The sequence below is a fragment of the Pseudomonas sp. GV071 genome (assembly GCF_003050835.1).
Lineage (GTDB): Bacteria > Pseudomonadota > Gammaproteobacteria > Pseudomonadales > Pseudomonadaceae > Aquipseudomonas.
This window is the reverse complement of the sequence record NZ_QAOJ01000004.1, coordinates 261,353-283,827: the sequence shown is the minus strand read 5'-3', so window position 1 is coordinate 283,827 and position 22,475 is coordinate 261,353. Positions and strand designations below refer to the sequence as shown.

The window sequence follows — 22,475 nt, the reverse complement described above, 5'->3', positions numbered from 1 at the left end:
ACAGGCCCAATAACAAGAATCTGCCGATGACCGATCTTTCCAGTTCGCAAGGCCTGGCCTTTCCAACGATTCCCACCGCCGAAGGGCGTTTTTTCCGTCCGCCGTTGCCGGCGGGCTATATCACCCGTCCGCGCCTGTGCGAACGCCTGGTCAGTGGCCTGTCGGGGCGCTTGCTGCTGTTCACTGCGCCCGCCGGCTTTGGCAAAAGCTCCCTGGCCATCGAATTCTGCGAACGTTTGCCCAACCACTGGCAAAGCCTGTGGCTGGGGTTAAGTCAGATGGACAGCGACCCCGGGCGCTTTCTCGAACGCCTGGTGGTGGGTTTGCAGCGCTGTTTCCCGGGCATTGGTGAAGAGGCTCTCGGCCTGCTCAAGTTGCGTCAGCGCCATCAGCCGTTTGCCTTCGAAGAATGGCTCGACGGCTTGCTGGATGAGCTGACCCAACGCCTGGACCCGGCCAACCCGCTGTTGCTGGTGCTAGACGATTACCACCTGGCCCAGGGCCCGGTGCTGGACCGTTGCCTGCAATTTTTCCTCAATCATTTGCCCGCCGGTTTGCTCCTGCTGGTTACCAGCCGTCAGCGGCCGAACTGGCACCTGGCGCGCTTGCGCCTGTCGCGGCAGTTGCTCGAGTTACAGGAACAGGACCTGCGCCTGACCGATGGCGAGTCCAGCCAGTTGCTGGCAAGCCAGGGCGTCAACCTGCAGGGTGAGGCGCTGGACAACCTGCTGCAGCGCAGCGAAGGCTGGGTGGCGGGGCTGCGTCTGTGGATGCTAGCGGCCAGCGAGGGCGGCGACGCGCAGAACTGGGGCCATTCCCTGGACGGTGCCGACGGCCTGATCCGCGACTACCTGTTGGAAGAAGTGATCGAAAGCCAGAGCGCTGAAGTGCAGGAGTTTCTCTACGAAACCGCCTTCCTCGAACGCTTCTGTGTAGAACTTTGCGATGCCGTGCGTGACGGCCATGACAGCGCGGTGATCCTGCAGCACCTGCAAGCGCATCAGGTATTTCTGGTGCCGCTGGACGAGCACGGTCGCTGGTTCCGTTACCACCACCTGTTTTCTGACTTGCTGCGCGCGCGCTTGCCGGTATCCCTGAGCCAGCCTGCCGCCAAGTTGCACCTGCGCGCCTGCCGTTGGTTCAGTGGCCAGGGCCTGCTCGACGAAGCCATTGAACAGGCCTTGCGTGCCGGTCAGCCGGATGTGGCGGCGAGCCTGGTGCAGAACCTGTCGGAAGAACAACTGCTCGGTGAGCAGAACGTGGCGATGTTGCTGCGCTGGAAAATGGACTTGCCGGAGAGCCTGCTGAGCAGTTCGCCGCGGCTGATCGTGCTGTACGCCTGGGCGCTGGCCCTGGCCTGTCAGCTGGATGCTGCGCAAGACCTGGCTAGCCAACTGGCGCGCTTTCTGCCGGCGCCCAATGCCCGTGCGCAACGCTCGATGATTGGCCAGTGGTTGGCCTTGAGCGGGGTGATTGCCCGTGGTCGCGGCGACAGCGCCAAGGCTGAAGCCTATTGCAGTGAGGCGCTTTCGGCCTTGCCGCAGGAACGTTGCGGGCAGCGACTGATGTGCCTGTCGACCCTGGCGAACTTGGCCATTGTGCGCAACGACCTGTGGCGCGCCCGCGGCCTCAATCGTGATGCCCTGGAGTTGGCGCAGCGTTACGGCAACCCGCTGTTCGAAGCGCTGGCTTACTACGACCGGGCGCGGGTGCTGCAGGCCCGTGGCGAAGTGCTGCGTGCCCAGGAAGAAGTGCGCCTGGGCCTGGAGTGCATGCGCGGGCTGTCGTCGCAACGCCTGTATGCGGTGCGCGCACGCCTGACGTTATACGAAGGTTATCTGCTGACCCTGCGCATGCAGCCGGAAGCGGCCCGTGCCCGCTTGCTCGCCGGCATCAGCGAAGCGCGTGCCTGCCGCGACACCAGTGTGCTGATCGGCCATTGCGTGCTAGCCACCATCGAGGGCCGCAGCGGGCGCCTGGCCGAGGCGTTTGCCCAGCTCGCTGAAGCCGAGCGGCTGATGCATATCTGGGACGTTCCGGCGATCTACTACCTGGCCATGATCACCGTGGTGAAGTGCGAGCTGTGGCTGATGCGTGGGCAGACCGAACTGGCCGGTGACTGGCTCTACCGTCTGGCCACCACCTACAGCGGTGAGCAGGCCGCCGCCGCGCCCGAGTACAACCCGCAACTGCCGCTGCACATCGAAATGCAGCAGGCGGTGCTGGAACGTTTACAAGCCAAACTGCCGGATGCTGAACGCCGCCTGCGTTCGCTGATTGCGCGGGCGCAGAGCGTGGGTGGGCAATTGATGGGCGGCTTTGCCCAGGTGCACCTGACCTTGCTGCTGCTCGACCAGGGCCGCGAACGCGAGGCCCAGCATCAGCTCTACAGCAGCATGGAGTCAGCGATTGGCGGCGGCTTGCTGCCGTTCAACGAACTGCTGCAAAAACGCCCGCAGTGGTTGCGTGAGCAGTTGTTGCCGCGGCCCCATTGTCCGTTGCGTGAGCGCCTGCTGAGCCTGTTGCCGGAGCTGGACGAGGAAGTGCTTGAGGTGGTCGACAGCGGCATTCAGGCCGAAGCCTTGAGCAGCCGCGAATTGGCGGTGCTGAAATTGATCGCCCAGGGCTGCTCCAACCAGGAGATCAGCGAGCAGCTGTTTATTTCCCTGCACACGGTGAAAACCCATGCAAGGCATATCAACAGCAAACTCGGCGTTGAGCGCCGCACCCAGGCGGTAGCGAGGGCCAAGGCACTCGGGGTACTTCGGTAATACACCGTTTGTTTTTCGCAGGAGCGGCTTCAGCCGCGATTCCCTGGAAACGGTGTTTGCAGCCTCGAGTTTTTGATGTCCGGTTTTCAGTTACGGGGCCGTCAGGTCCAGCTTCTTCGCCGCCGGCTTTTCCGGTGCCGGCATCGCCAGCTGTTTTTCCACATCGGCCTGAATCACCAGCAGCACCGGCAGCAGTTCGTTCATGCTGGCGCGCACTTCGCTGTAGGGGTGTTTCTGCGCCAACTCATCGATCCTGGCCAACACCTGGGGGCGCACCTCGGCATTGAGGTGGACGAACAGTTCCGGCAGTTGTTTGCTGAGTTCGGCGGCATACAGGGCCAGGTCTTCACGGCCGAACTGTTTGGTCAGGCCGAGGTAATCGAGGGCGCTGGAGGTGAGCATGGCCGCCGCTTCCTTGGTGTCTTGCAGGCCCTGCAGGCGCACCGGGTTGCGTTGCTCGGGGGCCGACAGGGTCATCCAGAATTCGGTGGTGAGGGTGAACAGCACCGCTTGCTGGCGCAGTGAGTAGGTCATCAAGCCCAGGGCTTCGGCGCCATAGGGTTGCTGCACGGCGTGGAAGTCGAAGTACAGGCGCATCAGCTCCTTGAGCTGGAACAGCAGTTCCCGCGCCTCGTTCTGCCGCAGTTCCAGCGGCGCATAGATATTCAGCTGCGGGCGGAAGTTTTCCTCGCTGACCATGCGCTGATAAATCGGCCCGGTGAACTCGCCACTGCGCCGCGGCAGGGCGTTGGCCTGGGTGCTGTCGAGCCTCTGCAGCGCTTCGACCAACTGGTGGTAGTCGCGGCTGCTCCAGGGTTTCTGGATATCGGGAATTTTCTGCCCCAGGTAAAACAGGTCGGCGGCGGACACCGAGCGCGCAACAACCAACAAAAGGATGGCCAGCGGCCAGAGCAGGCGGCGTGTTAGCTTCATCGACAGGGGCGTTCCGGCAGGGTTTTTATAAGAATGAAGGCAAGAGTACCCAGCCCGCTCAGCCCCGTCACCCAGGCGTAGGGTTGGAACCTCAAGGAGCGCGCGATGGAAGCGGAAAAGGCCGTGCAAGGCGCCGTGCTGGCGGTGTTCGAAGACCTGGGCGGCTACGGCGCCGTGGCGCGGCAACAGGGTGAAGTGGCGGACGGGCCCCTGGTCGGTCATCTGCAGCGGATCAATATCCAACTGACCGCCATTCCCGTGTTTGCCCGCAAGGGTTTGAACGACACCACGGTCAACGACCTGCTGGCCGCCGCCAACGTGTCGCGGCGCACCTTTTACAAGTACTTCGACAACAAGATGGACGTGCTCGAAGGCATCTACCAGACCGCCGTGATCCTCCTGCTGGCGCGCTTTCGCGACATGCAGCAAGGCGCCGGCAGCCCACAGGAATGGCTGCGTAACATGGTCGGCTGTTTCTTCGATTACCACTCGGCCGTGGGCCCGATCATTCGCCTGATGCAAGAAGAAGCGCTGCGCGCCGATTCACCCCTGGCTCGCCATCGCCAGCGGGCCCATGTGGAGATGACCGCGCTGTTGGTGGAGCGCTTGAAGCAGAGCGACGAGCCGCGTGACCCACTGACCTACCGCGCGCTGATATGGGCACTGGAGGCCACGTCGCTGGAGCTGCTTGGGCGCAGCGCCACGCGGGTAGAAATCGAACACGCGAAGACCGTGCTGAGCGAGTTGCTGATCGCCTCGCTGTGCCCCGTCACAACCTAGGTTGGGCGCCACGGGCACAGGCCCATGCTTTGATGCGGGACCTATAACAAGACTGTCGAGGTCCCCGCATGACTGCTTCCAGCCTGACTCTGACGCCACCTCTGGCGGTCGGTTTTGCCCGTTTGGGTTTCGGTGCCTTGCCCCTGGAACGCCTGAAATCCCGCTACGCCAACGCCGACAGCGGCTCGCGGTTTATCGAGCTGGACGGCTTCAATGTGCACTACCGCGACGAAGGCACGCGCGACAAGCCGGCGCTGGTGCTGATCCATGGTGTGGTCGCCTCGTTGCACACCTGGGACGGCTGGATCAGCGCCTTTGCCGACCAGTACCGGATCATCCGTTTCGACGTCCCTGGCTTCGGCCTCACCGGCCCGGCGCGTGACGGCGAATACAGCGCCGAGCGCATGGTGCAAATCTTCAGCCTGCTGCTCGATCACCTGGGGGTGAGCAAGGCGGTGGTGGCGGGCAACTCCCTGGGCGGTTACATCGCCTGGAACTTCGCCTTGGCCCAGCCGCAACGGGTGGAAAAATTGATACTGATCGACCCAGCCGGTTATCACATGCACAAGGTGCCCTTGATGATCGCCGCCGCTGCCTTGCCAGGGGCGACCTGGGCGATGCCGATGTGGATGCCGCGGGCCTTGATTGCCCAAGGCATCAAGGAAGTCTATGGCGAACCGGGGCGGATCAAGGCGGGCGTGGTCGACCGTTACTACGACCTCAGCCGCCGCCCGGGCAACCGCCGGGCGATGATGGATATCTTCCGCGTGCTGCTCAAAGTAAACCGCGAAGAACTGCACGGCACCCCGGCGCGGGTGGCGCAGATCACCACGCCAACGCTGCTGATGTGGGGCGAGCGCGACCGCTGGATTTCGCCCAAGCATGTGCCGCTTTGGCAGCGCGATTTGCCGGGGATTCAGGTGAAGACTTATCCAGGTGTCGGGCATATTCCGATGGAGGAAATCCCCGAGCAGAGTGCGGCGGATGCGTTGCGCTTCCTTCAAGGTTAAAAGCAGCAGGGTTGAACCGAACGTTGCAATGAAAGCACCGTCATTCCGGCGTAGGCCGGAATCCAGAATGGATGAGGGAGCGGTGATCGTTCCGGAACTCTGGGTCCCAGCCTGCGCTGGGACGACAAAGTTAAGGTTGAAAAATTCGGCCAATAAAAAACGCCGCCAACGTGAAGGTTGGCGGCGTTTTTTATTGGGTTACTCAAGCCGTCTGCGCCACCGGCGCATCAAACTCATCCCGCGTGCTATGCAGCAAATCGATGTTGTTGTGCTGCCACGGATGGAAACCGTCCTTGAAGAAGTCCAGGTAGGTTTTGATCAGCGGGCGGAACACGCCGTTCTTGCCCCACATCCAGGTGATGCCGTCGCGCCACACGCGCCAGTTCCACAGCAGGCCGTCCTGCTTGAGCATGTGGGTCATGCCGCGGAAGGTGTCGAAGACAAAAAAGAAGGTTCCCATCATCATCGCCCTGCGCAGCAGTTTGCGGCTGCCGCACACCTGGTTGTATACGTCGAAAGCCACCGCTTTGTGTTCGGTTTCTTCCAGCGCGTGCCAGCGCCACAGGCGGATCAATTCCGGGTGCGCGCCTTCGAGGTGACGCGGCTCACGCAGCAGGCCGTCGGCCATGATCGCGGTGATGTGTTCCAGTGCTGCGGTGGCCGCCAGCTGCCGTTGTGGCGAGAACTTTTTCTGGGTGTAGCGGATGCGTGCCTGGGCACGTTTTTCGATGCGGGTGATGTTATAGCCGAGGTCGCGCAGGCGGTTGCTGTACTCCGCATGCTCGCGGCTGTGGTGACCTTCCTGGCCGATGAAGCCGCGGATCTGCTCCTTCAGCGCCGGGTCAGTGATCTGGTCGCGGAACTGGCGCACCGAGTCGATAAAGAAGCGCTCGCCATCGGGAAACAACACCGACATGGCATCGAACAGGTGAGTCTTGAACGCATCGCCGCTGTGCCAGTGCCGTGGCAGTGGATTGGGCAAATCGAAATCCAGATGGCGTGGGCGAATCTGCAGTCCTTCGGGTGTGGTGCTGACCATGCTGACTCCCTGAGTCGTTGCTTAACCATGGTTGTCACTATGGGCGGCGAGGGCAACGGCGCACAGGTTGAGAGCTGCCAATGTGGCGGTCATATGTGGCCATTGCTGGTCTCCCGAGCGCAATTCCAAACCTTTGGGAGTGGTAGTGCGCCTTGTCACGCCAGACTATCCATGGGGCGCGCGTCATTTCTGGCCACGGCAACGGTGCCCAAAAACAACAACAACGATGAAGTCTAGTCACGATGAAGCAGTCCATGAATTTCGCTGCCGAGCTGGTGCCCATCGCCTATGCCAGCGCCCTGATCGACCTGGCTGCCGAGCTGGGTGTGCCCCGCGATGAGCTGCTGCAAGCGGCACGGATAAAACCCCAGGTGCTGGAAGCGCCCAACGGGCGGCTGTCGTTTATCGACTTCAACCTGCTCGCCAGCGCCGCCCTCACACGCTGCAACGAACCGGCGCTGGGTCTGTTACTGGGGCAGCGCTTGAACGTCTCGACCCACGGCATTCTCGGCTACGCCGTGCTCTCCAGCGCCACCCTCGACAAAGCCATCCAGTTCGCCCTCAAGTACTACCGCGTGCTCGGTTTGGCCTATGAACTGGAACGCATCGAAGGCGACGAACGCTCGGAACTGCGCGCCAGCGAATCGATGCCCCTGGGCGCGCTAGGACGCTTCGCGGCAGAGGGTTTGATGTGCAGCCTGCACAGCATTGCGCAGTTTCTGCTCGGGGAAAAAATGCACGGCATCGAAGTCGGCTTCGCCTACCCGGCGCCGCTCTACGCCGAGCGCTATCAGCAGGTGTTCGGTCCACGCGTGCAGTTCGACCAGCCGTACCACCGCATCAGCATTCCGCAACACTACCTGCAGCGCCCCATGGCCCTGGCCAACCCGGCCACCGTGCAAATGTGCGAACAACAATGCGAAGCCCTGCTGGCCAGCCTCGATGTGCAGGACGCCTTGCTCACCCGCGTGCGCCGCCTGCTGCTGGCCCGCCCCGGCGACTTCCCCGACCTCAGCAGCGCGGCCAAAGCGCTGCACACCAGCGGGCGCAGCTTGCGCCGGCACCTGTCGGCGATGGGCACCAGTTATCAACAGGTGCTGGATGACGTGCGCAAACGGCTGGCCCTGCAATACCTCAGCACCACGCAGCTGCCGTTGTACGAGATCGCGTATTTGCTCGGGTTTAGCGATGCCTCGAATTTTCGTCGGGCGTTCAAGAAATGGACGGGGAAATTGCCGAGTGATTATCGGGGGGAGGAGTAGCCACTCACCGAGAGCTTCAAACAGGATCAACCAGGGAGGAGTTGATCTGTTTGGCGAGCGCTCTCATCGCGGCAATTACGCGATCTGACTCTTCGAGCATCGTGAGTGATTCGTTGCAGGCTGGGCAGTAGTCTGCGGTAACGGCGGCAATAGTCGTTGTTTGGCCTTTGTAGCTATAGGTGTGGTCGCGGGTGTCGCGCCCGAGTTCAGCAGCGCCGCATTCTGGGCATTTCATTGGCGTGGTTCCTTCAGGGGGACGGTCAGCGACCGTGAGCTGCCAGTTAACGCTTGAAGCCCCAATCTATGAACCGGAGAATGGGCCGGATTACTTGAAGGAGATTTCATGAACACCGCCCTGATCCGCGAAACCTTCCCCGTCGGCCCGTTGCAGTGCAATTGCACGATCATTGGCGACCCGGTTACCAAGAAGGCCATCGTGGTCGATCCGGGTGGCAATCCGGACCTGATCATGGCGCGCCTGGAGGCCCATGGGCTGAAGGTGGTGAGCATCATCCACACCCATGCGCATCTGGATCACTTCCTCGCTTCCGGGCAGATGAAGGAAAAGACTGGGGCGACATTGCATCTGCATGAAGAGGACGGTTTTCTCTGGGACAACCTGGAGATGCAATGCCGGATGTTCGGCGTGCCGTACACGCCGGTGCCGGCGCCGGATCAGTGGCTGCGTGATGACGAGGAACTGGCCTGTGGCTGCGGGGTGGCGCTGCACACGCCGGGGCATACGCCGGGGTCGATGAGTTTCTGGTTTCCCGAGGCCAAGCTGCTGATTGCCGGCGATACGCTGTTCCGCCGTGGCATCGGTCGTACCGATCTGTGGGGCGGGGATTACCCGACCATCGAGCGCTCGATCAAGCAGCGTCTGTACACGCTGGATGAGGACGCCACGGTCGTCACCGGCCATGGTCCTGACACCCGCCTGGGTGATGAAATGCGCGAAAACCCCTATATCCGCGCCTGACCGCTAAAGCCCCTTTCCCTTGCTGAATAACCCGCGCCTTCGAGTGCGGGTTTTGCCGTTGGTCCCGAAAGCGCAAAAGGTTACTTGCATGATGCAAGTGACAAGTTATATGTTGACTGTAATTTAAAGATGAGCGCCGTCAGGTGAAGCGATGAAACGCACGAGTCTGCACAGTCGACAATGCCCGGTAGCCCGCAGCCTTGAGCGGGTAGGTGACCAGTGGAGCATCCTTTTGCTGCGCGATGCCTTCTACGGCCTGACCCGTTTTGATGAGTTTCTGAAAAGCCTCGACATCGCTCCGAACATGCTCACCCGGCGTCTCAACCAGATGGTGGAAGACGGCTTGTTCGAACGCCGTCAATACAGCGATAGGCCGCCGCGTTACGACTACCTGCTAACGCCCCGTGGCTGGGATTTCCGCCCGGTGATGCTGACCCTGATGAACTGGGGCAACCGCCATTTCGCTCCCGAGGGCACCAGTGTGTTTCTCGCCGAAAAAACCAGTGGTGCGGCGGTGCAGTTGCAGTTGATTGATGCCATCAGCGGCCAGCCGATCAGCAGTCAGCACGCCATTACCGCCGGCCCCGCCGCCAACCCGCGCATGCGCCAACGCCTGGAGGCCGGCCGCCTGCGCCGCGCCCAGAACCTTCACTCCCTTCCCGCACAGGACACCCAGCCATGAACAGCGTGACCACCGCCGAACTGCCCAGCGCCGCGCTGCTGCCGGTCAAACCTAAACGCAGCGTGGCCCGGCGCCTGTGGTTGCCGCTGGTGGCCATCGGCGCACTGGTGGCACTCGGTGTGTATGGCAACCATTGGTGGACGGCGGGGCGGTTTATCGAGGAGACCGACGACGCCTATGTCGGTGGCGACGTGACGGTGATCGGCTCCAAGGTGGCCGGCTATATCAGCGAGCTGATGGTCACCGACAACCAGTTCGTCCACGCCGGCGACCTGTTGGCGCGCATCGATGACCGCGACTACCGCGCCGGCCTGCTCAAGGCCGAAGGTGCGGTGGCGGCGGAGCACGCCTTGCTGGCCAATCTGGACGCCACGGCCGAGCTGCAACAGGCGCTGATCGCACAGGCCCGGGCAAGCATCGATGCCACCCAGGCGGAGATGACCCGCGCCCAAGCCGATCACCTGCGTTATCAGCGCCTGGTGAAAACCTCGGCGGTGTCGGTGGAAGCCGCTCAGCGCGCCGAAGCGACGTTCAAAACCGCCTTGGCCGAACACACTCGCGCCCAGGCCACACTGCTGGCCACCCAGCGCCAGCTGGCAGTGATCGGTACGCAGAAACTGCAAGCCAATGCGGCGCTGACCCAGGCCCAGGCAGACCGTGATATCGCCCAACTCAACCTCAGCTACACCGAGCTGCGCGCGCCGGTGGACGGGGTGATTGGCAACCGCAAGGCGCGGGTCGGGGCCTTCGCCGCTGCCGGTACGCAATTGCTGGTGGTGGTGCCGGCCACCGGCCTGTGGGTGGATGCCAATTTCAAGGAAGACCAACTGGCGGAGATGCTCCCCGGCCAGGCCGTGAGCATTCGTGCCGACGTGCTGCCGGGCCGTGAATTCCATGGACACCTGGGCAGCCTGGCGCCGGCCACCGGGGCGCAGTTCAGCGTGCTGCCGGCGGAAAACGCCACCGGCAACTTCACCAAAATCGTTCAGCGGGTGCCGGTGCGCATTCACCTGGATGACGCCGACGGCGTGCTCGGCCACTTGCGCCCGGGGTTATCGGTCATCGTTGAAGTGGATACCCACAGCCAGGTGGCCGAGCCGATCGCCCAGGCGCGTGCCCTGTGAGCAGCGCCGCTGCGCCCTTCAACCCGGCGTCGATGAGTACGCTGCAGAAGACCTTGGCCTTCGCCAGCATGTGCGTCGGCATGTTCATCGCGCTGCTGGATATCCAGATCGTCTCGGCTTCGCTGCGTGACATCGGCGGCGGTTTGTCGGCCGGGGCGGATGAAACGGCCTGGGTTCAGACCAGCTATCTGATCGCCGAGATCATCGTCATTCCGTTGTCTGGTTGGCTGTCGCGGGTGATGTCCACGCGCTGGTTGTTCTGCGCCTCGGCGGTGGGGTTTACCCTGGCCAGCTTGCTGTGCGGCGCGGCCTGGAACATCCAGAGCATGATCGCTTTCCGCGCCCTGCAAGGTTTTCTCGGCGGCTCGATGATTCCGTTGGTATTCACCAGCGTGTTTCTGTTTTTCGATGGCAAGCAGCGGGTGCTGGCCGCCTCGACCATCGGCGCCCTGGCTTCGCTAGCGCCAACCCTGGGGCCAACCATCGGCGGTTGGATCACCGACAACTATTCCTGGCACTGGCTGTTTTTCATCAACCTGGTGCCAGGTATTTTTGTCGCCGTGGTGGTGCCCATGCTGGTGCGCATCGATGAGCACGATTTCTCCCTGCTGCGCGGCGCCGATTACCTGGGCATCGCGCTGATGACGCTGTTTCTCGGTTGCCTGCAATACACCTTGGAAGAAGGCCCGCGCTGGAACTGGTTCAGCGACACAACCATTCTCACCACCGCCTGGATCTGTGGCCTGAGCGGTGTGGCTTTTCTCTGGCGCAGCCTGACCTTTGCCAATCCAGTGGTGGACCTGCGCGCGCTTAAGGAGCGCAACTTTGCCCTCGGCTGCCTGTTTTCCTTTGTCACCGGTATTGGTTTGTTCGCCACTATTTATCTGACCCCGTTGTTCCTCGGCCACGTGCGTGGTTACAGCGCCTTGCAGATCGGCCTGGCGGTGTTCTCCACCGGGGTGTTCCAGATTCTGGCGATTCCGCTCTACGCGATTCTGGCGGCGCGCCTGGATATGCGCTGGATCATGATGATCGGCCTGTCGCTGTTCGCCATCTCGATGTGGGACTTCAGCGCCATCACCCACGACTGGGGCGCCGGCGAGCTATTACTGCCGCAAGCTTTGCGCGGCATGGCCCAGCAACTGACGGTGCCGCCCACCGTGACCCTGGCCCTCGGCAGCCTGGCGCCAGCGAGGCTCAAGCATGCCTCCGGGCTGTTCAATCTGATGCGCAACCTGGGCGGCGCCATGGGCATTGCCGCTTGCGCGACCATTCTCAACGACCGCACCAACCTGCATTTCCAGCGCCTGGCCGAGCACCTGAATGCCAGCAACGAAGCGCTCAATCACTGGTTGGCGCAGGTGGGCGGCAATCTACAGGCGTTGGGTATGGGCGCCGACGAGGCCGCCACCGGCAGCCTGCAGCAATTGGCGCGGCTGACCCTGCGCGAGGCGCAGACGCAGACCTATGCCGATGCCTTTCTGAGCATCATGGTGTGCTTCGTGCTCGCCACTGCGTTGGTGCCGTTGATGCGCAAAATGGCCGCGCCGGCAGCGCCATCGCCAGACGCACACTGAGACCTGGGGGCAGGGAATTTTCAGCTAACTTTAAGCTCCAATGGCGGTCCGCCCAGCGGGGCGGACCCCGCTTTAGGAGTCCCTCATTCATGTTTACCTTCAGTCGCCTGATCATTGCCGCTACCGCCGTTGCGCTGTTGGCTGGCTGTGCTTCGCAAAACCCCTATGACAACCAGCCACCGAGTTCCAACAAAACCGCCAAGTACGGTGGTATCGGTGCCCTGGCCGGCGCCGCGGCTGGCGCCCTTATCAACCACGACAACCGTGGTAAAGGCGCCTTGATCGGTGCCGCTGTCGCCGGCGCAGCCGGTGCCGGTTACGGCTATTACGCCGACAAGCAGGAAGCAGAATTGCGCCGCAGCATGCAAGGCACCGGCGTGCAGGTGCAGCGTGAAGGCGACCAGATCAAGTTGATCATGCCCGGTAACATCACCTTCGCCACCGACTCTTCCGACATCGTCAGCAACTTCTATACACCGCTGAACAACCTGGCGAACTCGTTCAAGCAGTACAACCAGAACACCATCGAAATCGTCGGCTACACCGACAGCACCGGCAGCCGCCAGCACAACATGGATTTGTCCCAGCGCCGCGCACAGAGCGTGGCCAGCTACCTGACCTCGCAAGGCGTGGATGGCTCGCGGTTGTCCACCCGTGGCAATGGTCCGGACCAGCCGATTGCCAGCAACGCCACTGCCGATGGCCGTGCGCAGAACCGTCGGGTCGAGGTGAATCTCAAGCCGTTGCCCGAGGCGCAACAACAGCCGCAGCAGTACCAATAAGCCCCGCAGTAAGTTAGTGCGATTTGGAATGAGGCCTCCCCAGTGGAGGCCTTTTTGTTGGCAATCATAAAGCCCCTCCCACAGGGAACGGGGGCTCTCTGGGAGGGGCTTTAGCCGCGATGCTTTTGTTTTAGCGCTCCGCGACACCTAACCATTCGCTCAACGTTTGATGGCAAAACGCTCAGCGGCAAATTCCTGTCTAGACTTCAGCGCAATGGCCCGGGCGGGCCGTTGCTGGCCAGGTCTCATTACCTAGGGGGTAGGGGCGCTGGCGGAGGATCAGGAGCTTACATGGACGATAACCCCGGGTTTCACTCTCGCCGGCCCTGGCTGCCTTATCTGGTGGCATTGGGTTTGATGGCGGGGCTGGGCGCGCTGGTGATGTGGCAATGGCAGGAGCTCGAAGCCAACAACCGGCGTGAACAGGAGCAACGCTTCAGCATCGCCGTGGATGATGTGCAGCAGAGCATCACCGAGCGCATGCGCGCCTATGAAATGGTCCTGCGTGGCATGGCCGGGTTGCTGGCAGGCAGCGATCAGGTCAGCGCCGAAGAATGGATGCGCGCCACCGACCAGTTGCAGCTGCAAGACCGCTATCCCGGCATCCAGGCCGTGTCCTGGGTACGCTATCTGCGCGGCCCGCAGTTGGCTGCCTTCGTCGCCGCTGAGCAGCGCGAGGGACGTAAGGACTTCCGTATTTTTCCCGCGGGCGAGCGCGAGGAATACCTGATCGTCGACTACACCAGCCCCCTGGACTGGCGCAATCGCCGTGGCCTGGGCTTCGACGTGCTGTCCGAGGCGCTGCGGCGCAAGGCGGTGTACCAGGCTCGCAACGGCGGCGAGGCGGTGCTCTCGGCGCCGCTGAAACTCAAATCGGAAACCGATCAGGACGCCCAGGTTGGCGCCGTGCTGTATATGCCGGTGTATGCCAACACCGCCCCGGTCACCAGCGAGCGGGAGCGCGAACAGGGCTTTCTCGGCGCGGTGTCCGGCTCCTTTCGCATGCAGGATTTGCTCAACGGCATTCTGGGGGGGCGCAGTGAGTTGTACCAAGTCGAGCTGGTGGATAACTCCGACGATGGCGGTTCCTTGCTCAACGGTGGTTACCGCGGCACCTCGGCGTTTCAGCTGACCCGTAACCTCAATGTGTTTGGCCGCGAATGGCAGCTGACGGTGAGCAGCACCCAGCAATACGAGCGGCGCCTGGAAAACCCACGCCTGCAGTTCAACCTGTGGGTCGGCCTGCTGGCCTCGGCGTTACTCGGTTTGATGGTTGGCGGATACCTGTTGCTGCGCGAACGCGCCCTGGCCAATAGCGAAGTGCTGAGTGCCGGCCTGCGTGAGCGCGAAGAGCGTTTCCGCCTGGTGGTGGAAGCCTCGCCGAATGCCATTGTGCTGGTCGACAGCAGCGGCCATATCGCCATGGTCAACCGCCAGGCCGAGCTGATGTTTGGTTACCCGCGCGACGAGTTGGTGGGCGCTGCGGTGGAAAAACTTCTGCCTGAATCCTTGCGCCACGCCCACGTCGGCATGCGCAAGGAGTTCCAGAAGGCGCCCGAACCGCGGCAAATGGGCGGCAACCGCGAGCTGTTCGGCCAGCACAAGGACGGTCATTCGATTCCGGTGGAGGTCGGCCTGTCGCCACTGCGCAGTGGCACCGATGTGCTGGTACAGGCAGTGATCATCGACATCAGTGCGCGCAAGGCCGCCGAGGAGCGTTTTCGTTTGGTGGTGGAAGCCTCGCCGAATGCCATTGTGCTGGTCGACAGCAAAGGCCATATCGCCATGGCCAACCGCCAGACCGAGCAGCTGTTCGGCTACCCGCGCAGCGAACTGCTGGGCCAGGCGGTGGAAAAACTTCTGCCCGACTCTTTGCAGGAGCTTCACGTGGGGCTGCGCAAAAGCTTTCTGCGCTCGCCCGAGCCGCGGCAGATGGGCAACAACCGCGAGCTGTTCGGCCGCCATCAGGACGGCCGGCTGATTCCCCTGGAGGTCGGCCTGTCGCCGCTGCGCAGTGGCGAGGACGTGCTGGTGCAGGCGGTGATCATCGATATCAGCGAGCGCAAGGCCGCCGAAACCCGCCTGCGGGAACAGGCCGAGCAACTGGCGCTGGCCAACCGCTACAAGTCGGAATTTCTCGCCAACATGTCCCACGAGCTGCGCACCCCGCTTAACAGCATCCTGATTCTGAGTGAGCAGCTGAAGCAGAACAGCGTCGGCAACCTCAACGACAAACAGGTCAAACACTCGGACATCATCCACCGCGCCGGCCGCGACCTGCTGCAACTGATCAACGATGTGCTCGACCTGGCGCGCATCGAAGCCGGGCGTGTGCAGTTGAAGCTGGAGCAGATGAACGTCCACGACCTGATGCAGGAGTTGGACGCCAGTCTGCGACCGATGGCCGAGCTCAAGGGCCTGCGCCTGATCAGCACCTTGGACCCGCAGGTGCCACGGGTGATTTTCAGCGACCGTGGGCGCTTGCAACAGATTCTGCGCAACCTGCTATCCAACGCGCTGAAGTTCACCGAGCGCGGCGAGGTCGAGCTGTCTGTCAGCTGTGCCCCGGTGGTGCAGGAAGACGGCCGGGTGATGCTCAAGATCGTGGTCCGCGACACCGGTATCGGCATCGCCGCCGAGCAGCATCAGCGGGTGTTCCAGGCCTTTCAGCAAATCGACGGCTCGACCAGTCGCGCCTTTGGCGGCACCGGCCTGGGGCTGGCCATCACCCGCCAGTTGGTCGAGGTGCTAGAGGGCACGGTGCGCCTCGACAGCGCGCCGGGGCAGGGCTCGAGTTTCACCGTGCAACTGCCGGTGACGGTGGTACAGAGCGCCCAGCTAAGCCACCAACCGGCGGCCGCTGCGCCGACCCGCACCGGGCAGGGGCCGGTGTTGCTGGTGGTCGAAGACGACCCCAATTTCGCCGGCCTGATTGCCGAAGAAGCCCAAGCCCACGGTTTCGCCTGCGTGCATTGCCGCAGCGGCAACCAGGCCATTGAGCTGTTGCAGCGCGAGCAGTTTGCCGCGGTGATTCTCGACATTCTGCTGCCCGACATCAGCGGCTGGCAGATCTACCGCAGCCTGCGCGGCCAGCCGCAACACAACGGCATGCCGGTGCACATCATCTCGTGCGTGCCGCAGCCGGATGACTGGCACGACAGCGGCACCCGCTACCTGGTCAAACCGATTGCCCGCGCCGACCTCGAGCAGGTGTTCACCGACCTGGCCCGCCACGAGCACGAGGAGCACAACCGCTTGCTGCTGGTGGAAGACATCGACCCCGAGCGTGAGTACTACCGCGAACACCTGAGCCAGTTGGGCTTTGTCGTCACCGCCGTGGCCACTGCCGAACAGGCCCGTTCCGCTTACCAGAATGACGAGTTCGCGGCCTTGGTGGTGGACCTTGATCTACCCGATCAGGATGGTTTCGATTTGATTGAACTCATGTCGCGCCAGCGTCCTCTGAGCAATACGCGGGTGGTCGTGAACACCGGCGTGGATGTCACCCAGCAGAGCCTGCAACGCCTGCGTCGCTATTCGGCGGTGGTGGTGCAGAAGAATGGCCAGGACCTGCAAGCACTGAGCCTGGCCGTACAAGGTTTTCTTTCCAGCGTGCGCGAACCGCAGCCCGAGGCCGTGGAGGTCGAGACCAACCCGTTGCAAGGCCAGCGGGTGCTGTTGGTGGACGACGACGTGCGCAACATCTATGCAATGAGTGCCGTGCTGGATGAGATTGGCCTCGAGGTCAGTACCGCCAGAGACGGCTTCGAAGCCCTGGCGGCATTTGCGGAACAAACGTTTGACCTGATCCTGATGGACATGGCGATGCCCAATATGGACGGCTACACCGCCACTCGTCTGCTCAAGCAGGAGAAAGGCTGCACGGTGCCGATCATTGCCTTGACGGCCCATGCGATGAAGGGCGACCGCGAAAAATGTTTGGCCGCGGGCACGGATGACTACCTGGCCAAACCGGTGGCGCGCCAGGACCTGATGGTTCTGTTGCAACGCTGGTTGGCGAAATCGGAGGGACGAAATGGCTCTAGCGCAGCTTAAACCGCAGTCCAGCGAGCAAATTCTGCTGGTGGTAGATGACCGCGAGGAAAACCTCGTGGCCATGGAAGCCCTGCTTGGGGACAGCCCCTGGGAGGTCCGCACGGTGAACTCCGGCGAGGCCGCCTTGCAGTGCCTGCTCGACAACAATGTCGGCCTGGTGCTGCTGGATGTGCAGATGCCGCACATGGACGGCTTCGAGGTGGCGCGCCTGATGCGCGGCAACCCCAGCACCCGCTACACGCCGATCATTTTCCTGTCGGCCATTGCCCATACCGAAGACTCGGTGTTGCGTGGTTACGCCACGGGCGCGGTGGACTTCATTCTCAAACCCTTCGACCCGCAAGTGCTGCGGCACAAGATCAATGTGCTGCTGGAGCATGAGCGTAATCGCCACGAACTGCAGCTGCTGTCCAAGCAATTGGACAGCGCCCGCGCGTTCAACGCCTCGGTGCTGGAGAACGCCGCCGAGGGCATTGTGGTGGTGAACGAGGAGGGCACGATCAACTTCGTCAACCCGGCCATGGCACGCATGCTCAATGGCACGGTGGCGGGTTTGGAAGGCACGCCGCTGCTGGATTATCTCGACACTCCGGGCATCCCCACGGCCTGGAAAGACTCGGAGTTCTACAAGCATTGGCTGCGCGGTGAAGCCTATCGCCTGCACGACGCCAGCCTGCGCGCGGTGAGTGGCCAGGTGTTGCCAGTGGCGCTGTCCAGTTCGCCGCTGCCGCGTTTACAGCGCTCGATGGTGATTCTCGCCCTGGACATGTCGGTGGTGCGCAACCTGTACGCGCAGCTGGAATCCCAGGCGTCCACCGATGCCCTTACCGGTTTGCTCAACCGCCGCGGTTTTCACCAGGCGCTGGAGGCCAACCTGGCGCGGATGGACCGCAGCGGCAAGCGCATGGCGATTCTGTACGTCGATCTCGACGGCTTCAAACGCATCAACGACTCCCTCGGTCATGCCGCGGGCGACCAGGTGCTGCGCCAGGTCGGCGAACTGCTGCGCTCCAGCCTGCGCCCCTATGACGTATTGGCGCGCATGGGCGGCGATGAGTTCACCGCCTTGCTCGACGGATTGGAACACCCAGAAGACGCCGCGCGCATCGCCGAGAAACTGATCGAGTTGGTGTCGGTGCGCCATCGCGTCGACGGCATGGACGTGACCCTTGGCGCCAGTATCGGTATTGCCAGCTACCCCGAGTGCGGGCGTAGCGTAGATGGCCTGATGCGCGCCGCCGACATGGCGATGTACGAAGCCAAGCGTGCCGGCCGCCAGCAATATCGCTTTTTCTCGCCGGAAATGAACGGCCGCGCGCGCTCGCGCCTGATGCTCGAAGAGAGCCTGCGCAATGCCATCGAGCAGGACGATTTTGTGTTGGTTTACCAACCGCAGATCTACCTGGATACCGGCAAGCTGCGCGGTTTCGAAGCGCTGCTGCGGTGGGAGCACCCGGTGTCGGGCACCATCGCGCCGAACGTGTTTATTCCACTGCTGGAGGAGACGCGCCTGATTAATCGCCTGGGCGACTGGATCTTCCGTCACGGTGTGCAGCAATGCCGCGATTGGCGGCCGGCGTTTGGCGAGCAGGTGGTGGTCAGCCTCAACGTCAGCCCGGTGCAGTTCGGCATGCCACAACTGGTCGAAGACCTGCGGCGGGTGCTGGTGGAGTTGGGCTTGCCGCCGCACCAGCTGGAAGTGGAGGTTACCGAAAGCGCGCTGATGCAAGACCTCGACACCACCCGCGAACAACTCAGCCAACTGCGCGCGCTGGGAGTGAAAATCGCCATCGACGACTTCGGTACCGGCTATTCATCGCTGGCGTATTTGCGTCACTTCGAATTGGACACGCTGAAGATCGACCGCCTGTTTATCTCCAACATGCTCAGCTCACCGAAAGACGCGGCGGTGGTCAGCACCATCATCGACCTGGGCCGGAACCTGGGCTTGGAGGTGATTGCCGAAGGCGTGGAAACCATCGAGCAGCGCGACTGGTTGCTGGAACACCGCTGCCACATCATGCAGGGCTTTCTGGTGGCCAAAGGCTTGCCGGTGGCTGAGACCCTGCACTTCCCGGCGCAGATTGATTGGGATGTTTACCGAAAGCCGTGACGGTGCTGGCGGCGCAAGAACTGCAAGCCCCCGTCATTCCGGCGTAGGCCGGAATCCAGAATTGTTCAGGAGGGCGGTGATTGGTCGGCAATTCTGGGTCCCAGCCTGCGCTGGGACGACGGTGGTTTTTGAACGGGCGTGGTTACTTCGAAGGCGGAAACTCTTCGTGTAACCGCCCCAGCTCCGCGTCCTTCTCTTCCCACAAGGTATTCACCCACTGCTGGAACCCCAGGCGGTAGGTTTCATCCTGGTGGTAGTCCTTGCCGAGGAACTCCTGCGGAATTTCCAGGGTGTGGTAACGCACTACCACCTTCGGTACTTCGCCACACAGAAACGCCCAGAAACTCGGGTTGCCGTCGGGGTAGTGGATGGTGATGTTGACCATCGATTTCAGCTGCTTGCCCATGGCGTCCAGCACAAAGGCGATACCGCCGGCCTTGGGTTTGAGCAGGTAGCGGAATGGCGATTGCTGTTGGTCGTGCTTGGCCTGGGTGAAGCGTGTGCCTTCAAGGAAGTTGAATACGGCCACTGGGACGTCCTGGAATTTTTCACAGGCGCGACGGGTGGCAGCGGTGTCCTGACCTTTCTTTTCCGGGTGCTTTTCCAGGTAGGCCTTGGTGTAGCGCTTCATGAACGGGAAGTCCAAAGCCCACCAGCACAGGCCAATCACCGGCACCCAGATCAGTTCCTGCTTGAGGAAAAACTTGAAGAACGGCAGGCGGCGGTTGAGGGTGTGTTGCAGCACCAGAATGTCCACCCAGCTCTGGTGGTTGCTGGTCACCAGGTACCAGCCGTCGTACTTGAATTGCTCGCGGCCTTTGAGGTCCCAGGTGGTTTTTTGCACCAGCCACATCCAGGCGCTGTTGCACGCGATCCAGGCTTCAGCAGCCCAGTTCAGCACCAGGTTGCACACCAGTCGCACCGGCTTGAACGGCAACAGCAATTTGACCAGTGCGGCGACAAACAGAAACCAGCACCAGATCAGGGTATTGGCGAACAACAGAATAGTGGCGAGCACACCGCGTAGCGGCGCAGGCAGAAAAGACAGCATGGGGGCAGATGCCTCCTGAGGCGATTTATTGTTGGCCGCTCTTTTCGGGGAAGTTGGCGGGTTGTTAGGCGCAGAGATTAACCATTGCCGGGGGAACTGCAAGAGTCTCTGCTTTCGTAGAAGCGGCTTTAGCCGCGATGCTTTTGATCTTGAGAGCATCGCGGCTGCAGCCGCTCCTACAAAGAGTGCGGGGTTACGGCAGGTTCGCGGCCTGAATCGCGGTGAGGGCGATGGTGTAGATGATGTCGTCCACCAGCGCGCCACGCGACAGGTCGTTCACCGGTTTGCGCAGGCCCTGCAGCATTGGACCCACGCTCACGCAGTTGGCGCTGCGCTGCACGGCTTTGTAGGTGGTATTGCCGGTGTTCAGGTCGGGGAATACGAACACCGTCGCATGCCCGGCCACCGCGCTGTTCGGCGCCTTCTGCAAGGCCACGCTGTCGATGGCGGCGGCGTCGTATTGCAGCGGGCCGTCGAGCAACAGGTCGGGCCGCGCCTGTTTCGCCAGGCGTGTGGCTTCGCGGACTTTATCCACATCCACGCCAGTGCCGGACTCGCCGGTGGAATAGCTGATCATCGCCACCCGCGGCTCAATGCCGAAGGCGCTGGCCGACTCGGCGCTTTGCACGGCAATTTCTGCCAGCTCGCTGGCCGTCGGGTCGGGGTTTACCGCGCAGTCGCCGTACACCACCACCTGGTCCGGCAGCAGCATGAAAAACACAGACGACACCAGCTTGTAGCCCGGCGCCGTCTTGATCAGCTGCAGGGCTGGGCGAATGGTGTTGGCGGTGGTGTGGATGGCGCCGGACACCAGGCCGTCGACCTCATCCAGGGCCAACATCATGGTGCCGAGCATCACCGGGTCTTCCAGTTGCTGGGTGGCCATCGGCGCGTTCAGGCCTTTGCCTTTGCGCAGCTCGACCATCGGCGCCACGTAGCGGCTGCGAATCAGGTCCGGGTCGAGAATTTCCAGGCCTGGCGGCAGCTCGATACCGTGTGCTTGCGCCACCAATTGCACCTCTTCTGGCTTGGCCAGCAGCACGCACTGCGCAATGCCGCGCGCCTGGCAAATGGCGGCGGCTTGCACGGTGCGCGGCTCGCTACCTTCGGGCAGGACGATGCGTTTGTTGGCTGCCTGGGCGCGCTGCACCAGTTGGAAACGGAAGGCCGGCGGCGACATGCGCTGCTCATGCGGTTCGCCGCAACGCTGGCTGAGGAACTCATGGTCGATGTGGCTGGCGACGAAGTCGGTAACCCGCTCGGCACGCTCGCGGTCGTCGATGGGAATCTCTTTGTTCAGGCGATTGAGGTTGTTTGCCGTGTCGTAGGAACTGGTGGTCACCGACAGCACCGGCAGGCCGCTTTGCAAGGCACCACGGCACAGCTCCATGATCCGTGGGTCGGGCGGGAAATCGCTGCACAGCAGCAAGCCGGCCAGGGGCATGCCGTTGGTGGCGGCCAAGCAGGCGGCGAGAATGATGTCGTCGCGATCCCCCGGGGTCACCACTAGCACGCCGGGCTTGAGCAGTTGCACGGTGTTGGCTACGGCCCGGGCGCACAGCACGATGCGCTGCATGCGCCGCTGCTCGTAGTCGCCGGCATTGATCACCCGGGCACCGAGCAGGTCGGCGATGTCGCGGGTGCGCGGCGCGTTCAACTGGTCGAGCCAGGGAATGCAGCCGAGCAGGCGGAAGTCGTTACGCCGCAGCAGCGGCGAATGGTCGTGCAGGCTGGCAGCGATCTGCTCGTCGCGCACCTTGTTGAGGATCACCCCGAGCACCGAGCTGTCTTGCGCGCCGCCAAACATCTGCACCTGAATTTCCAGGCGGTCGGACAGCTCGCTGACGCTTTCATCGTCTGGCGCGGTGACCAGAATCACCTCGGCATCCAGGCTTTTCGCCAGGTGCAGATTGATTCGCGCGGCATAGCTGGTGTGCGCGGTGGGCACCATGCCCTCGACTATCACCACATCCTTGTCGCGCGCCGCCTCCTGGTACAGGCCGATAAATTCTTCCAGCAGGTCATTGAGCTGGCCTTCGCCAAGCATGCGTTCGACATGGCCGAGGCTGACCGGGGCAGGGGAGTTCAGGCCATGGGTGCGGGCGATCAGTTCACTGGAACGCTCCGGGCCGTGATCACCCGGTTGCGGTTGCGCCACCGGTTTGAAAAAACCGACCCGCAGGCCAACGCGCTCAAGCGCGCCGACCATGCCAAGGCTGATGGAGGTAAGGCCGACGCCAAAACCGCTGGGGGCAAGGAAGAAAGTTTGCATTCAGGTTCCTGAGCAGCGCGTGGTCCACGCTTTTTATAAGAGAC

The 22,475-nt window shown here is 62.5% G+C and carries 16 protein-coding genes; 11 read left to right on the top strand and 5 right to left on the bottom strand.

Going from position 1 to position 22,475, the window contains the following annotated elements; genetic code table 11:
- The first annotated feature begins 26 nt into the window (after nt 1–26).
- On the top strand, nt 27–2,771 hold the full coding sequence (locus tag C8K61_RS10045) for a LuxR C-terminal-related transcriptional regulator (protein ID WP_108096104.1): 2,745 nt from the start codon (nt 27–29) through the stop codon (nt 2,769–2,771).
- 90 nt (nt 2,772–2,861) lie between these two features.
- On the opposite strand, the gene C8K61_RS10040 is transcribed toward C8K61_RS10045, so the two are convergent.
- Nucleotides 2,862–3,704 (bottom strand): hypothetical protein, encoded by an 843-nt coding sequence (locus tag C8K61_RS10040; RefSeq protein WP_108096103.1) that lies wholly within the window; start codon nt 3,702–3,704, stop codon nt 2,862–2,864.
- A gap of 105 nt (nt 3,705–3,809) precedes the next feature.
- On the opposite strand from C8K61_RS10040, the gene C8K61_RS10035 reads away from it, so the two are divergent.
- Together C8K61_RS10035 and C8K61_RS10030 are read left to right on the top strand one after the other, a co-directional pair.
- Entirely contained in the window at nt 3,810–4,484 is a 675-nt protein-coding gene (locus C8K61_RS10035; protein ID WP_108096102.1) for a TetR/AcrR family transcriptional regulator, read from the top strand.
- 68 nt (nt 4,485–4,552) lie between these two features.
- Nucleotides 4,553–5,494 (top strand): alpha/beta fold hydrolase, encoded by a 942-nt coding sequence (locus tag C8K61_RS10030; RefSeq protein WP_108096101.1) that lies wholly within the window; start codon nt 4,553–4,555, stop codon nt 5,492–5,494.
- 202 nt (nt 5,495–5,696) lie between these two features.
- On the opposite strand, the gene C8K61_RS10025 is transcribed toward C8K61_RS10030, so the two are convergent.
- Nucleotides 5,697–6,533: a metal-dependent hydrolase gene (locus C8K61_RS10025; protein WP_108096100.1), complete on the bottom strand. Its 837-nt coding sequence runs from the start codon at nt 6,531–6,533 to the stop codon at nt 5,697–5,699.
- A 242-nt stretch (nt 6,534–6,775) separates the two neighbouring features.
- Here C8K61_RS10025 and C8K61_RS10020 point away from each other — a divergent pair, with 242 nt between their 5' ends.
- The gene (locus C8K61_RS10020; RefSeq protein ID WP_108096099.1) at nt 6,776–7,795 is read left to right on the top strand and encodes an AraC family transcriptional regulator; all 1,020 of its coding nucleotides are present in this window, start codon (nt 6,776–6,778) and stop codon (nt 7,793–7,795) included.
- 16 nt (nt 7,796–7,811) lie between these two features.
- Here C8K61_RS10020 and C8K61_RS10015 read toward each other — a convergent pair whose 3' ends face one another.
- Nucleotides 7,812–8,030 (bottom strand): type II toxin-antitoxin system MqsA family antitoxin, encoded by a 219-nt coding sequence (locus tag C8K61_RS10015; protein WP_108096098.1) that lies wholly within the window; start codon nt 8,028–8,030, stop codon nt 7,812–7,814.
- Nucleotides 8,031–8,138: 108 nt separating this feature from the next.
- Here C8K61_RS10015 and C8K61_RS10010 point away from each other — a divergent pair, with 108 nt between their 5' ends.
- The 7 genes from C8K61_RS10010 (at nt 8,139) to C8K61_RS09980 (ending at nt 19,108) form a co-directional block, all read left to right on the top strand.
- The gene (locus tag C8K61_RS10010; RefSeq protein WP_108096097.1) at nt 8,139–8,774 is read left to right on the top strand and encodes an MBL fold metallo-hydrolase; all 636 of its coding nucleotides are present in this window, start codon (nt 8,139–8,141) and stop codon (nt 8,772–8,774) included.
- Nucleotides 8,775–8,925: 151 nt separating this feature from the next.
- Nucleotides 8,926–9,456, top strand: coding sequence for a helix-turn-helix domain-containing protein (locus C8K61_RS10005; RefSeq protein ID WP_108096096.1), 531 nt, complete (start codon nt 8,926–8,928; stop codon nt 9,454–9,456).
- Nucleotides 9,453–10,580, top strand: a complete 1,128-nt coding sequence (locus C8K61_RS10000) for an HlyD family secretion protein (RefSeq protein WP_108096095.1) — start codon at nt 9,453–9,455, stop codon at nt 10,578–10,580. Before C8K61_RS10005 ends, C8K61_RS10000 begins: the two co-directional genes overlap by 4 nt.
- Nucleotides 10,581–10,612: 32 nt before the next feature.
- Nucleotides 10,613–12,157, top strand: coding sequence for a DHA2 family efflux MFS transporter permease subunit (locus C8K61_RS09995; RefSeq protein WP_108096208.1), 1,545 nt, complete (start codon nt 10,613–10,615; stop codon nt 12,155–12,157).
- 89 nt (nt 12,158–12,246) lie between these two features.
- Nucleotides 12,247–12,939: an OmpA family protein gene (locus C8K61_RS09990; RefSeq protein ID WP_108096094.1), complete on the top strand. Its 693-nt coding sequence runs from the start codon at nt 12,247–12,249 to the stop codon at nt 12,937–12,939.
- Between the two features lie 291 nt (nt 12,940–13,230).
- On the top strand, nt 13,231–16,995 hold the full coding sequence (locus tag C8K61_RS09985; RefSeq protein WP_108096093.1) for a PAS domain S-box protein: 3,765 nt from the start codon (nt 13,231–13,233) through the stop codon (nt 16,993–16,995).
- Nucleotides 16,976–19,108 carry a bifunctional diguanylate cyclase/phosphodiesterase gene (locus tag C8K61_RS09980; RefSeq protein WP_108096092.1) on the top strand — a complete coding sequence of 711 codons (2,133 nt, stop codon included), beginning with the start codon at nt 16,976–16,978 and terminating at the stop codon, nt 19,106–19,108. The genes C8K61_RS09985 and C8K61_RS09980 overlap by 20 nt, the downstream gene beginning before the upstream one ends.
- 142 nt (nt 19,109–19,250) lie before the next feature.
- On the opposite strand, the gene C8K61_RS09975 is transcribed toward C8K61_RS09980, so the two are convergent.
- The gene (locus C8K61_RS09975; protein WP_108096091.1) at nt 19,251–20,159 is read right to left on the bottom strand and encodes an acyltransferase; all 909 of its coding nucleotides are present in this window, start codon (nt 20,157–20,159) and stop codon (nt 19,251–19,253) included.
- 193 nt (nt 20,160–20,352) lie between these two features.
- A complete protein-coding gene (gene pta, locus C8K61_RS09970) occupies nt 20,353–22,431 on the bottom strand; it encodes a phosphate acetyltransferase (protein ID WP_108096090.1) in 2,079 nt (692 codons plus the stop codon).
- Nucleotides 22,432–22,475 lie beyond the last annotated feature (44 nt).